The organism is Streptomyces sp. NBC_01171, assembly GCF_045039805.1.
GTDB lineage: Bacteria > Actinomycetota > Actinomycetes > Streptomycetales > Streptomycetaceae > Streptomyces.
In genome coordinates, this window is sequence record NZ_CP108609.1 from 3005605 (window position 1) to 3018334 (window position 12730).

Below are 12730 nucleotides of genomic sequence, written 5' to 3' on the forward strand. Positions count from 1 at the left end.
AGGACGCTTGGTAACCAGGTGGACATGCCAGCGGCGGTACGAGAACTCGTACCGCCGCAACCATGTGTGAGGGGTCAGGCCGCTCCGCGCTGGAGGGCTTCACAGACCGCCGTCGACTCGCGTGCGCCCAGCTCGACCGCCCGCCCGCAGTGGGCGATCCAGGCCGCCATGCCGCCAGGGGTGCCGGAGACGTACCCGTCGAGCGCGGCGAGGTAGGAGGCGCGGCCCAGTTCGGCGTGGCCGACCTCGGCCGGGCACACCGACTTGGGGTCCAGGCCGCTGCCGATCAGGACGATCCGCTCGGCCGTGCGCGCCACCAGCCCGTTGTGGGAGGTGAAGGGACGCAGCGCGAGGATCTCGCCGTGCACCACGGCGGCCGTCACCAGCGCGGGCGCGGAGGACCCGGCGATGATCAGCTCCGCGAGGCCGTCCAGGCGTCCGGACACCTCCGGAGCGTCCGGCAGCGGCAGCTCGATGAGGGGCTCGTCGGCGAGTTCGCCCGCCTGGCGGGGCCGGCCGACCTCGTCGGTGTCGCTCGCGGCGGCCACCATGTGCAGCCGGGCCAGCACCCGCAGCGGGGACTGCCGCCAGATGGACAGCAGTTGCCCGGCCTCCGCGGTGAGCCGGAGGGCCGCGCCCATGACGCGCGCCTCGTCGCCGGTGCTGAAGTCGGTGCGCCGCCGCACCTCCTCCAGCGCCCAGTCGGCGCCGGACAGCGCCGCCGAGCCGCGGGCGCCGCGCAGGGCCGCCTCGGAGGTGATGGCGTTGCTGCGACGGCGCATGATCCGGTGTCCGTACACCCGGTCCACGGCCTTGCGCACGGACTCCACGGAGTCGGGCACGCCGGGCAGCGAGCCCAGTGCCGCGAGCGGATCTGCGGTCGCTCCTGTCGTACTCATGAGGTCGACCCTACGCGCCCGCGCCTTTGGCCGACCGGCACCCCTTCTTCGGCCCTCACACCCCTCGAAGGAGTGACGTTCACCTTCTTCCTGGCACATACAGCTACGGCCTGACTACCCTTCGTGAACATGAAAATTGCTTTCGTCGGGAAGGGCGGCAGCGGCAAGACCACGCTCTCCTCCCTCTTCATCCGCCATCTCGCCGCCGCCGGAGCCCCGGTGGTCGCCATCGACGCGGACATCAACCAGCACCTCGGACCCGCCCTCGGCCTCGACGAGGACCAGGCGGCGGCGCTGCCCGCGATGGGCGACCGGCTGCCGCTGATCAAGGACCATCTGCGGGGCACCAACCCCCGCATCGCCTCGGCCGAGACGATGATCAAGACCACCCCGCCCGGCACGGGTTCACGGCTGGTCCGGATCAGCGAGCCCGACGCGGTCTACGACGCCTGCGCGCGTCCGGTGGAACTCGACGGCGGCGCCGTCCGTCTGATGGTCACCGGCCCCTTCACCGACGCCGACCTGGGGGTCGCCTGCTACCACTCCAAGACCGGAGCGGTGGAGCTGTTCCTGAATCACCTCGTCGACGGCCCCGGCGAGTACGTGGTGGTCGACATGACCGCCGGCTCGGACTCCTTCGCCTCCGGCATGTTCACCCGCTTCGACATGACGTTCCTCGTCGCCGAGCCGACCCGGAAAGGGGTCTCCGTCTACCGCCAGTACAAGGAGTACGCCCGCGACTTCGGCGTCACGCTGAAGGTCGTCGGCAACAAGGTCCAGGGACCGGACGACGTCGACTTCCTGCGCGAGGAGGTCGGGGACGACCTGCTGGTGACGGTCGGGCACTCGGACTGGGTGCGCGCCATGGAGAAGGGGCGCCCGCCGCGCTTCGGCCTGCTGGAGGACGGCAACGTCCGCGCGCTGGAGACGCTCCGGGCCGCCGCCGACGCGACCTACGAGCTGCGGGACTGGGAGCGCTACACCCGGCAGATGGTCCACTTCCATCTGCGCAACGCCCAGTCATGGGGCAACGAGCGCACCGGGGCCGACCTGGCGGCGCAGATCGACCCCGGCTTCGTGCTCGGCGAGAGCGTGGCGACTCCCGTCTGACGCCTACTGCCTGGCGGCCGGCGCCCCGGGGACGCCCTTCGGCGCCGGGGCCGGGCGGCCGGAGAGCAAGGACGCCCAGCCCTGCTTGGGCGCCTCGCCCACCTCGAGGGTGCGCAGCTTGGCCAGGGTCTGCGGGTCCTGGGCGTCCAGCCAGTCGGTCAGCTCGTGGAACGAGACGCAGCGGACGTCGGGCTTGTTGCACACGTTCTTGACGACGTCCTCGATGGCGCGCATGTACGTGCCGCCGTTCCAGGACTCGAAGTGGTTGCCGATGATCAGGGGCGCGCGGTTGCCGTCGTAGGCGCGGTCGAAGCCCTTGAGGAGGCCGTCGCGCATCTCGTCGCCCCACAGGGCGAACTTGTCGGGATCGCCCTGGGTCCGGGTGCCGGACTGGTTGACCATGAAGTTGTAGTCCATGGTGAGCTGCTCGAAGGTGTGGCCGGGGAAGGGCACGAGCTGCATGGACAGGTCCCAGAGACCTTCCCTCTTCTTCGGCCAGACCTGGTCGTTGACACCGCTGGAGTCGTAGCGGAAGCCCATCTCGCTCGCCGCCTTGACGAAGTTCTTCTGCCCTTCCAGGCAGGGGGTGCGGGCGCCGATGAGTTCCTTGTCGTAGTCGAAGGGCAGCGGCGAGGACTTCTTCAGACCCGAATTGGACTTCCAGGTCTTCACGAACTCCTTGGCCTGGCTGATCTCGCTCTTCCACTCGGCCACGGACCACTGGCCGACCCCGCCGTCGGGGCCGCAGAAGTGACCGTTGAAGTGGGTGCCGATCTCGTTGCCCTCCAGCCAGGCCAGGCGCGCCTGCTTGGCGGTGTCGGCGATGCCCTGCTCGTCGTTGAAGCCGATGTCGGAGCGGCCCGGCGAGTGCTGCGGTGGCTTGTAGAGGTCCCGCTTCTCCTCCGGCAGCATGTAGACGCCACTGAGGAAGAACGTCATGTTGGCGCGGTTGTCCTTGGCGACCTTGCGGAAGTGCGAGAACAGCTTCTGGCTGTCCTCACCCGCGCCGTCCCAGGAGAACACCACGAACTGCGGCGGCTTCTGACCGGGCTTCAGCTTCTCGGGCCTGGGCAGGTGCGGCTGCGCGCCGGTGTACGCGGTGGACCCGTCGCCGATCAGCCGGACGACGCTCTGGGGAGCCGGGGCGCCTTTCTGCGGGCCGAACGCGCCTTCCCGTGCTCCGTCGGAGTCGGCGGCGCAACCGGCGAGGGACGCGGCACCGGCAGCGGCGACCATGGCACAGACGGCGATCCTCTGGGTGGCGGCCATGTTCCGCCCACCTTCTTCCTTCTCTCGGGCGAACTCTCAGGCGAACGCCGATGAGGGCGTTTTCTGGTGATGCGCCGGATTCCTCCCGGCGGTGCCGTCAAAGTCGCATGGGGTCGAGAAGGAATTAGTACGACAAGCCGATGAAATGCCTGCGTCACCCGACCGAGTGCACATATGTGCCATTTGCTTCGAAAAGATATGCCGAGCCTTTACTCTGGATTACGGTTCGTTTACCGAACGTTGAACCATCCCGCCGCTGTACGCCGTGACCCACGGCCGCGACCGAACCCCCCGCCCCTGGCGGGACCCCCCAGACCGCGACCGCGCTGCCCCGGAGGAGACGGGAACATGTCAGCCTGCGCACCACCCCGTACCGAGCACTCCTCGCCCCACCCCACCCCACCACCCCGGCGCCACCGTTTCCGCGTCGAGAGCGCCGACTTCTCCGCGTCCATCGCGGTGTTCCTCATCGCCCTGCCGCTCTCGCTCGGCATCGCCCTGGCCACCGGCGCCCCGCTCCAGGCGGGCCTGGTCGCCGCGGCGGTCGGCGGGATCGTCGCCGGCCGGATCGGCGGCTGTCCGTTGCAGGTCAGCGGGCCCGCCGCCGGTCTGACCGTGGTCACCGCCGACCTCATCCATCAGTACGGCTGGCGGGCGACCTGCGGCATCACCGTCCTCGCCGGACTCGCCCAGCTCGGCCTCGGCTGCCTGAAGGTCGCGCGCGGCGCGCTCGCCGTCAGCCCTGCGGTCGTGCACGGCATGCTCGCGGGCATCGGCATCACCATCGCCGTGGCCCAGGTGCACATCGTGCTCGGCGGCCGGCCGGACAGCTCCGTCCTGACCAACCTGCGCGCGCTCCCGGCACAGTTGGCCCACCTCGACCCGGCCGCCTTGGTGATCAGCGCACTGACGCTGACCCTGCTGTTGGCGTGGCCCCGCATCCCCGACCCCGTGGGCAGCCTGTTGCGCAAGGTTCCGGCCGCGTTGGTCGCCGTCGTCGGGGCCACCGTGACGGCGGCGCTGACCGGGCTCACCCTGCCCCGCGTCGACCTGCCGTCCTGGCGCAGCCACGCCCTGGCCGGACTCCCCCAGGGTCCGACGCTCGGCATCGTCGCCGCGGTGCTCACCACCACCCTGGTGTGCAGCGTGCAGTCGCTGCTCGGCGCGGTGGCCGTGGACAAGCTGGCCGCCGGCCGCACCGGGGCCGCCCGCGTCGCGCGCTCCGACCTCGACCGTGAACTGCTCGGCCAGGGCGCGGCCAACATCGTCTCCGGCGCGCTCGGCGGACTGCCGGTCGCGGGGGTGGCGGTACGGAGCACGGCGAACGTCAACTCAGGCGCGGTGAGCCGGAACTCCACGATGCTGCACGGCGCTCTCGTAGTGATCGCCGCCCTGCTGCTGGTCCCGCTCCTGGAGCAGATCCCGCTCGCCTCGCTCGCCGCCCTGGTGATGGCCGTCGGCATCCAGATGGTGTCCCTGAACCACATCCGCACGGTGACCCGCCACCGAGAGGTGCCGGTGTACGCCGCGACCACCCTCGGCGTGGTCTGCCTCGGTGTCCTTCAGGGCGTGCTCCTCGGGATCGCCGTGGCCGTCGCCCTCGCCCTGCACCGCCTCACCCACACCCGCATCACGCACGAGGAGAAGGAAGGAGTCCATCACGTCCGGGTGCGCGGCCAGTTGACGTTCCTCGCCGTGCCCCGGCTCAGCAGAACCCTGCACCACGTCCCCCACGGCACCCGTGCCGTCGTCGAGCTGGACGGCTCGTTCATGGACCACGCGGCGTACGAGTCGCTCCAGGACTGGCGGAGTTCCCACACCGCGCGGGGCGGCTCCGCCGAGCTGAAGGACCGGCGCACCGGGGTGCGGAGCGCGGGCGCCCCGTCCTCCGCCGTCTGCCGGTGCCGGCCCTGGACACCGTGGCGCAACCACCGGTGTGACATGCCGGCGGCCGCGCGAAGGAGCACCGTCGCCGCCGACAGCGCGGGCGACTCACGTCCCGACACCCATGAACTCGCCCGTGGCATCAGCTCGTTCCAGCGGAACACCGCCCCGCTGGTGCGGGAGGAGCTGGCCCGGCTGGCCAGGGAGGGACAGCGGCCCTCGCAGCTCTTCCTCACCTGCGCCGACTCCCGGCTCGTCACCTCGATGATCACCGCCAGCGGCCCCGGCGACCTGTTCGTGGTGCGCAACGTCGGCAACCTGGTGCCGCCGCCCGGCCAGGAGCACGCAGACGACTCGGTGGCCGCCGCCATCGAGTACGCGGTGGACGTGCTCGGGGTCAGGTCGATCACCGTGTGCGGGCACTCCGGGTGCGGGGCGATGCAGGCCCTGCTCGCCGCCGAGCCCGGCGGCGCCCCCACCCCGCTGCGCCGGTGGCTGAGGTACGGGGAGCCGAGCCTGGCCCGGCTGGCCGACGGGCACCCGGAGCGGCCCCGGCTCGCCCCGCGCCCGGTGGCCGACGCGGTGGAGGAACTGTCGCTGGCCAACGTGGTGCAGCAGTTGGCACATCTGCGGGCGCACGAGTCGGTCGCGCGCGCTCTGGCGGCCGGTGCGCTGGAGCTGCACGGCATGTACTTCCACGTCGGAGAGGCGCGGGCGTACCTGCTCGGCGACGAAGGAGCCGAGGGGGACGAGGCGGAAGGCGCGGTGTTCCACGACGTCAGAGAGGACGTGAGGGAGGAGGTGCGAGAGGTGCCGGAGGTGGGCAGCTTGGTCTGAGCGGCCACTCGCGCGGGACCGCAGAAAGGTCTAAACCAATTCTGCGGTCCACCCTTGTCATCAGCGCCGACGTCTGATGAGGTGTGGCCTGGGACACAACGGACACCCTGGGAAAGGGAGATGTCGTGAGCAACGAAAGCCTGGCCAACCTCTTGAAGGAGGAGCGACGCTTCGCGCCGCCGGCCGACCTGGCCGCGAACGCCAACGTCACGGCCGAGGCGTACGAACAGGCCGCGGCGGACCGGCTCGGCTTCTGGGCCGAGCAGGCCCGCAGGCTGAGCTGGGCCAAGGAGCCGACGAAGACGCTGGACTGGTCGAACCCGCCGTTCGCCAAGTGGTTCGAGGACGGCGAGCTGAACGTCGCCTACAACTGCGTGGACCGGCACGTGGAGGCCGGGAACGGCGACCGGGTCGCCATCCACTTCGAGGGCGAGCCGGGCGACAGCCGCTCCCTCACCTACGCCGAGCTGAAGGACGAGGTCTCCAAGGCGGCCAACGCGCTGCTGGAGCTGGGTGTCCGCAAGGGCGACCGGGTCGCCATCTACATGCCGATGATCCCCGAGACCGCCATCGCCATGCTGGCCTCGGCCCGCATCGGCGCCGCGCACTCGGTGGTCTTCGGCGGCTTCTCGGCCGACGCGCTGGCCACCCGCATCAAGGACGCGGACGCCAAGGTCGTCATCACCGCCGACGGCGGCTACCGCCGGGGCCAGCCGTCCGCGCTCAAGCCCGCCGTGGACGACGCGGTCGCCAAGGCCGGCACCGTCGAGCACGTGCTGGTGGTGCGCCGTACCGGGCAGGACGTGGCGTTCGACGCCGAGCGGGACGTGTGGTGGGACGAGCTGGTCGGGCGCCAGTCGGCCGAGCACACCCCGGAGGCGTTCGGCGCGGAGCACCCGCTGTTCATCCTCTACACCTCCGGCACCACGGGTAAGCCCAAGGGCATCCTGCACACCTCGGGCGGCTACCTCACCCAGACCGCCTACACCCACTGGGCGGTGTTCGACCTCAAGCCGGAGACGGACGTCTACTGGTGCACGGCCGACGTCGGCTGGGTCACCGGCCACTCGTACATCGTGTACGGCCCGCTGGCCAACGGCGCGACGCAGGTGATGTACGAGGGCACCCCGGACACCCCGCACCAGGGCCGCTTCTGGGAGATCGTCGAGAAGTACCGGGTGTCGATCCTGTACACCGCGCCGACCGCGATCCGGACGTTCATGAAGTGGGGCGACGAGATCCCCGCGCAGTTCGACCTGACCTCGCTGCGGGTGCTCGGTTCGGTGGGCGAGCCCATCAACCCCGAGGCGTGGGTCTGGTACCGCAAGAACATCGGCGCCGACCGCACCCCGGTCGTGGACACCTGGTGGCAGACCGAGACCGGCGCGATGATGATCTCGCCGCTGCCCGGCGTCACCGAGACCAAGCCCGGTTCCGCGCAGCGGCCGCTGCCCGGCATCAGCGCCACCGTCGTCGACGACGAGGCGCACGAGGTGCCGGACGGTGGCGGCGGCTACCTGGTCCTCACCGAGCCGTGGCCGTCGATGCTCCGCACCATCTGGGGCGACGACCAGCGCTTCCTGGACACCTACTGGTCGCGCTTCGAGGGCAAGTACTTCGCCGGCGACGGCGCCAAGAAGGACGACGACGGGGACATCTGGCTCCTCGGCCGCGTGGACGACGTGATGCTGGTGTCGGGCCACAACATCTCCACCACCGAGGTGGAGTCGGCGCTGGTGTCGCACCCTGCGGTCGCCGAGGCGGCCGTCGTGGGCGCCGCCGACGAGACGACCGGACAGGCCATCGTCGCGTTCGTCATCCTGCGCGGCTCGGCCGCCGAGGACGAGAAGCTGGTCGCCGAACTGCGCGACCATGTCGGCGCGACCCTCGGTCCGATCGCCAAGCCCAAGCGCGTCCTGCCGGTCGCGGAGCTGCCCAAGACCCGCTCCGGCAAGATCATGCGGCGGCTGCTGCGGGACGTGGCGGAGAACCGTCAGCTCGGAGACGTCACCACCCTGACCGACTCCACGGTTATGACGCTCATCCAGTCCAAGCTGCCGTCTTCGTCCAGCGAGGACTGAGCGGCATCCGGATCGGGTGTTCCGGTGACCGCGCCGGAACACCCGATCTTAGGTAAAGTAAACAAAGTACGGCACCAGTCCGTGCCTCGAGGTGCGCCGGGAAGTCTGGTCGGCAAGCGTTCTGTCATGCCCACCAGCCGGAGGTTCCCACCGTGGCCGCGCCCCGCACCCCCAACGCCGCCCGCAAGGCACTCGACCGGCTGTCGCTGCCGGAGCGGACCGCCGTGGCGGACGCGCTGCGCACCGAGACCCTGGGCGGTGTCCTCCTGCTCGCCGCCGCCGTCGCGGCGCTGATCTGGGCCAACATCCCCGCGCTGAGTCACGCGTACGAAACCGTCAGCCACTTCCGCCTGGGCCCCGCCGCCCTCGGCCTGGACCTCTCCGTCGCCCACTGGGCGGCCGACGGCCTGCTCGCGGTGTTCTTCTTCGTCGCCGGGGTCGAACTGAAGCGGGAACTGGTCGCCGGGGATCTGCGCGACCCCAAGGCGGCGGTGCTGCCCGTGGTGGCCGCGCTGTGCGGCATGGCCGTACCCGCGCTGGTGTACACGCTCACCAGCCTCACCGGCGGCGGCTCCCTGGCCGGCTGGGCGGTGCCGACCGCCACCGACATCGCCTTCGCGCTCGCCGTCCTCGCGGTCATCGGCACCTCCCTGCCCAGCGCGCTGCGCGCCTTCCTGCTGACCCTCGCCGTGGTCGACGACCTCTTCGCCATCCTGATCATCGCGGTCTTCTTCACCGGCCGGATCGACTTCGCCGCGCTCGGCGGGGCCGTCGCCGCGCTGGCGCTGTTCTGGCTGCTGCTGCGCAAGGGCGTGCGCGGCTGGTACGTGTATGTGCCGCTGGCGCTGGTGATCTGGGCCTTGATGTACAACAGCGGCGTCCACGCGACCATCGCCGGGGTGGCGATGGGCCTGATGCTCCGCTGCGTCACCCGTGAGGGTGAGGAGCGGTCGCCGGGTGAACGGCTGGAGCATCTGGTGCGGCCCCTGTCGGCCGGGCTTGCCGTGCCGCTCTTCGCCCTGTTCAGCGCCGGGGTACCGATCTCCGGCGGGGCGCTGGCCCAGGTGTTCACGCGGCCGGAGACGCTCGGCGTCGTGCTCGGGCTGGTCGTCGGCAAGACGATCGGCGTATTCGGCGGGACCTGGCTGACCGTGCGCTTCACCCGCGCCTCGCTGAGCGAGGGCCTGGCCTGGGCCGATGTCTTCGCGGTCGCCACGCTCGCGGGGATCGGCTTCACCGTCTCCCTGCTCATCGGCGAGCTGGCCTTCACCGGCGACACCGTGCTCACCGAGGAGGTGAAGGCGTCCGTCCTCGTCGGATCGCTGATCGCGGCCATCTGTGCGACGGTGCTGCTGAAGGTGCGCAACGCCAAGTACCGGCGGCTGTGCGAGGACGAGGAGCGCGACGAGGACCAGGACGGCATCCCCGACGTCTATGAGCAGGACGACCCGGCGTACCACCTGCGCATGGCCGAGATCCATGAGGGGAAGGCCGCCGAGCACCGGCGTATCGCGGCCGGGCTGTCCGCCGCCGCGCGCCACGCGCGTGCCGAAGTGCCGGGCGGGGCAGGCGAGGAGAACGGTCGTCCGGCATGATCTGACGAGACGGTACAAAACAAGACGGCACCACAAGCAGAGGGAGAGAACGCGATGAGCGCACCCGACGGCAGGCCGGTCGGCGCCGAACACAGCATCGGCCAGCTGGTCGCCTCGGCGACGACCGAGATGTCGGCGCTGGTGCACGACGAGATCGCGCTGGCCAAAGCGCAGCTCAAGCGGGACGTGAAGCGCGGCGCGGCGAGCGGCGGCGCCTTCTCGGGCGCGGGCGCGGTGCTGGTGTTCTCGCTGCCGATGCTGAACTTCGCACTGGCGTACGGCATCCGGACCTGGAGCCACTGGAACCTGGCGGTGTGCTTCCTGCTGTCCTTCGCCGCCAATGTGCTGGTGGCCGGTCTGCTCGCCCTGATCGGTGTGGTGTTCGCCAAGAAGGCCAAGAAGAGCAAGGGCCCGCAGAAGGTCGCCGCGTCCGTGAAGCAGTCGGCGGGCGTCCTCCAGAAGGCCAAGCCGCACCCGCGTGAGCTGCCTCCGGCGGACCGGGCGCACAAGGCTGTGGCACGCTCGTCCTCATGACGGAACCCGCCGCCGCACCGGCCGTACGCCTCGACCTGCCCTCCGGGGAGCGGGTGACGCACCGGGACGTCGCCGCCAACGGCGCGCGTTTCCACATCGCCGAGCTGGGCGACGGCCCCCTGGTGCTGCTGCTGCACGGCTTCCCGCAGTTCTGGTGGACCTGGCGGTACCAGTTGTCCGCGTTGGCGGAGGCGGGCTACCGGGCCGTGGCCATGGATCTGCGGGGCGTCGGCGGCAGCGACCGCACCCCGCGCGGGTACGACCCGGCCAATCTCGCGCTGGACGTCACCGGGGTGATCCGCTCGCTCGGCGAGCCGGACGCCGCGCTGGTCGGCCACGACCTGGGCGGTTACCTGGCGTGGACGGCGGCGGCGATGCGGCCCAAGCTGGTGCGCCGGCTCGCGGTGGTGTCGATGCCGCACCCCCGGCGCTGGCGCGCGGCGATGCTGCGGGACGCCCGGCAGACGGCGGCCAGCTCCTACATCTGGGGCTTCCAGCGGCCGTGGATTCCCGAGCGGCAGCTCACCGCCGACGACGGCGCGCTGGTGGGCGAGCTGATCCGGAACTGGTCCGGACCGCGCCTGCCGGAAGACGCCGAAGTGGAGGCGTACCAGCGGGCGATGTGCATCCCGTCGACGGCGCACTGCTCGATCGAGCCGTACCGCTGGCTGGTGCGGTCGCTGGCCCGGCCGGACGGCATCCAGTTCAACCGGCGGATGAAACGGCCGGTCCGGGTGCCCACGCTGCATCTGCACGGCTCGCTGGACCCGGTCACCCGCACGCGCAGCGCGGCCGGTTCGGGCGAATACGTGGAGGCGCCGTACCGCTGGCGGCTGTTCGACGGGCTGGGTCACTTTCCGCACGAGGAGGACCCGGTGGCCTTCTCCACCGAGCTGGTCAACTGGCTGAAGGACCCCGAACCCGACCGGTGACCGTTCGGATGTGCCGAGTGTCCGTTTTCCCGACCGTTTCCGACCGTTTGCTCACCCAACTGCCACATGCCTGACGCATAGGCCGATCGGGGGGCGCGGACGCGATTATCGACCTTGGGGCGGGGGCACACGTCGGGGTATGGGCTGGACGCACGACTACGGTGACGCACCCCGCGAACGACGCTCGGTCTCCGGGCCCGATTCGCCGCAACCAGGAACGCCGCAACTCGCGGAGGCGGACCCGAGGGTGGGGATTCCGCGTATCCTGCGCCGCCGGGCCCGCTGGGTCTCCGTACGCCTGCGTCACACCGCGCGCACCTGAACCCGCGTCACCTCACAGGGCGCAGTTGTCCGTACCTACTTGGCTGTTCGCCGTACGCCCCCGGGCGATGTCCGGGCGGATCTCGTCGGCGGTGAGGGCGTAGCCGGTCTCGGCGTCGTCCCGCGACTTGGCGAACACCACGCCGTACACCGCGCCCTGAGGGGTCAGCAGGGGGCCGCCGGAGTTGCCCTCGCGGACGGTGGTGAAGAGTGAGTACACGTCACGGCCGACGGTGCCCCGGCGGTAGATGTCCGAGCCGTTCGCCGTGATGCGCCCGCGCACCCGCGCCGCGCGCACGTCGTACGCGCCGTTCTCCGGGAAGCCGGCCACGATGGCGCCGTCCCCGCTGCCGGCGTCCTCGGAGGCGAACCGCAGCACGGGCGCCTTGAGGTCGGGCACGTCCAGGACGGCGATGTCGCGCCGCCAGTCGTAGAGGACCACCGTGGCGTCGTACGTGCGGCCCTCGCCGCCGATCTGCACGGTGGGTTCGTCGACGCCGCCGACGACATGGGCGTTGGTCATCACGCGCCGGTCGCCGAAGACGAAGCCGGTGCCCTCCAGCACCTTGCCGCAACTGCGGGCGGTGCCGGTGACCTTGACGATGGAGCGCTGGGCCCTGGTGGCCACGGCGCTGCTCGCCAGGGCCGGGTCCGGCGGCTGGACCTCGCGGATCTGCTCGTCGGAGAAGGGGCTGAAGACCTGCGGGAAGCCGTTCTGCGCGAGGACCGAGCCGAAGTCCTTGAACCAGGTGTTGGACTGAACGGGCAGCACCTGGTCCATCCCGACCAGCACCTTGGAGCCGCGGACCTCCCGGCCGAGGGTGGGCAGCGTCGTCTGGGCGAGCGCGGAGCCGATCAGCCAGGCGACCAGCAGCATGGCGCCCACGTTGACCAGGGCGCCGCCGGTGGCGTCCAGCGCGCGGGCCGGGGACCAGGTGATGTGGCGGCGCAGCTTGTTGCCCAGGTGGGTGGTGAGGGCCTGCCCGACGGAGGCGATCACGATGACGACGACGACCGCGACGACGGCGGCCACGGTGCCGACCTCGGCGTTGTCGGTCACCGCGTCCCAGACCGGGGGCAGCGCGCAGACGGCGAGCAGGCCGCCGCCGAGGAAGCCGATCACCGACAGGATGCCGACGACGAAGCCCTGGCGGTAGCCGACGACCGCGAACCAGACGGCGGCCAGCAGCAACAGGATGTCCAGCACGTTCAACGCTTCAGGCCCCGCCCATCGACTTCCCCCGCGGTAACGAACACGCACGACACCC

The 12730-nt window shown here is 71.0% G+C and carries 10 protein-coding genes; 7 read left to right on the forward strand and 3 right to left on the reverse strand.

Features of this window, described 5'->3' with window-relative positions; all coding sequences use genetic code 11:
* Nucleotides 1–74: 74 nt before the first annotated feature.
* Nucleotides 75–899: an oxidoreductase gene (locus OG448_RS13735; protein ID WP_405553889.1), complete on the reverse strand. Its 825-nt coding sequence runs from the start codon at nt 897–899 to the stop codon at nt 75–77.
* Between the two features lie 129 nt (nt 900–1028).
* Here OG448_RS13735 and OG448_RS13740 point away from each other — a divergent pair, with 129 nt between their 5' ends.
* On the forward strand, nt 1029–2009 hold the full coding sequence (locus OG448_RS13740; protein ID WP_405553891.1) for an ATP-binding protein: 981 nt from the start codon (nt 1029–1031) through the stop codon (nt 2007–2009).
* Between the two features lie 3 nt (nt 2010–2012).
* On the opposite strand, the gene OG448_RS13745 is transcribed toward OG448_RS13740, so the two are convergent.
* On the reverse strand, nt 2013–3278 hold the full coding sequence (locus tag OG448_RS13745; protein ID WP_405553893.1) for a hypothetical protein: 1266 nt from the start codon (nt 3276–3278) through the stop codon (nt 2013–2015).
* 348 nt (nt 3279–3626) lie between these two features.
* Between OG448_RS13745 and OG448_RS13750 the strand changes: the two genes are divergently transcribed.
* From OG448_RS13750 to OG448_RS13775, 6 genes are all read left to right on the forward strand, one after another.
* Nucleotides 3627–5999, forward strand: coding sequence for a bifunctional SulP family inorganic anion transporter/carbonic anhydrase (locus OG448_RS13750; protein ID WP_405553895.1), 2373 nt, complete (start codon nt 3627–3629; stop codon nt 5997–5999).
* Nucleotides 6000–6124: 125 nt separating this feature from the next.
* Nucleotides 6125–8080, forward strand: coding sequence for an acetate--CoA ligase (gene acs, locus OG448_RS13755; protein WP_405553897.1), 1956 nt, complete (start codon nt 6125–6127; stop codon nt 8078–8080).
* A gap of 152 nt (nt 8081–8232) precedes the next feature.
* A complete protein-coding gene (gene nhaA, locus OG448_RS13760) occupies nt 8233–9675 on the forward strand; it encodes a Na+/H+ antiporter NhaA (protein WP_405553898.1) in 1443 nt (480 codons plus the stop codon).
* Nucleotides 9676–9729: 54 nt separating this feature from the next.
* The gene (locus OG448_RS13765) at nt 9730–10209 is read left to right on the forward strand and encodes a phage holin family protein (protein ID WP_161191980.1); all 480 of its coding nucleotides are present in this window, start codon (nt 9730–9732) and stop codon (nt 10207–10209) included.
* The gene (locus OG448_RS13770) at nt 10206–11141 is read left to right on the forward strand and encodes an alpha/beta fold hydrolase (protein ID WP_405553901.1); all 936 of its coding nucleotides are present in this window, start codon (nt 10206–10208) and stop codon (nt 11139–11141) included. Before OG448_RS13765 ends, OG448_RS13770 begins: the two co-directional genes overlap by 4 nt.
* Nucleotides 11142–11280: 139 nt before the next feature.
* Nucleotides 11281–11463 carry a hypothetical protein gene (locus OG448_RS13775; protein ID WP_405553902.1) on the forward strand — a complete coding sequence of 61 codons (183 nt, stop codon included), beginning with the start codon at nt 11281–11283 and terminating at the stop codon, nt 11461–11463.
* Nucleotides 11464–11475: 12 nt separating this feature from the next.
* On the opposite strand, the gene OG448_RS13780 is transcribed toward OG448_RS13775, so the two are convergent.
* The gene (locus OG448_RS13780; RefSeq protein WP_405553904.1) at nt 11476–12675 is read right to left on the reverse strand and encodes a MarP family serine protease; all 1200 of its coding nucleotides are present in this window, start codon (nt 12673–12675) and stop codon (nt 11476–11478) included.
* Between the last annotated feature and the right edge of the window lie 55 nt (nt 12676–12730).

What these genes read in the sequence shown, in the direction of transcription:
- OG448_RS13735 (WP_405553889.1), bottom strand. Translation starts at nt 899, where the DNA reads ATGAGTACGACAGGAGCGACCGCAGATCCGCTCGCGGCACTGGGCTCG.
- OG448_RS13740 (WP_405553891.1), top strand. Translation starts at nt 1,029, where the DNA reads ATGAAAATTGCTTTCGTCGGGAAGGGCGGCAGCGGCAAGACCACGCTC.
- OG448_RS13745 (WP_405553893.1), bottom strand. Translation starts at nt 3,278, where the DNA reads ATGGCCGCCACCCAGAGGATCGCCGTCTGTGCCATGGTCGCCGCTGCC.
- OG448_RS13750 (WP_405553895.1), top strand. Translation starts at nt 3,627, where the DNA reads ATGTCAGCCTGCGCACCACCCCGTACCGAGCACTCCTCGCCCCACCCC.
- OG448_RS13765 (WP_161191980.1), top strand. Translation starts at nt 9,730, where the DNA reads ATGAGCGCACCCGACGGCAGGCCGGTCGGCGCCGAACACAGCATCGGC.
- OG448_RS13770 (WP_405553901.1), top strand. Translation starts at nt 10,206, where the DNA reads ATGACGGAACCCGCCGCCGCACCGGCCGTACGCCTCGACCTGCCCTCC.
- OG448_RS13775 (WP_405553902.1), top strand. Translation starts at nt 11,281, where the DNA reads ATGGGCTGGACGCACGACTACGGTGACGCACCCCGCGAACGACGCTCG.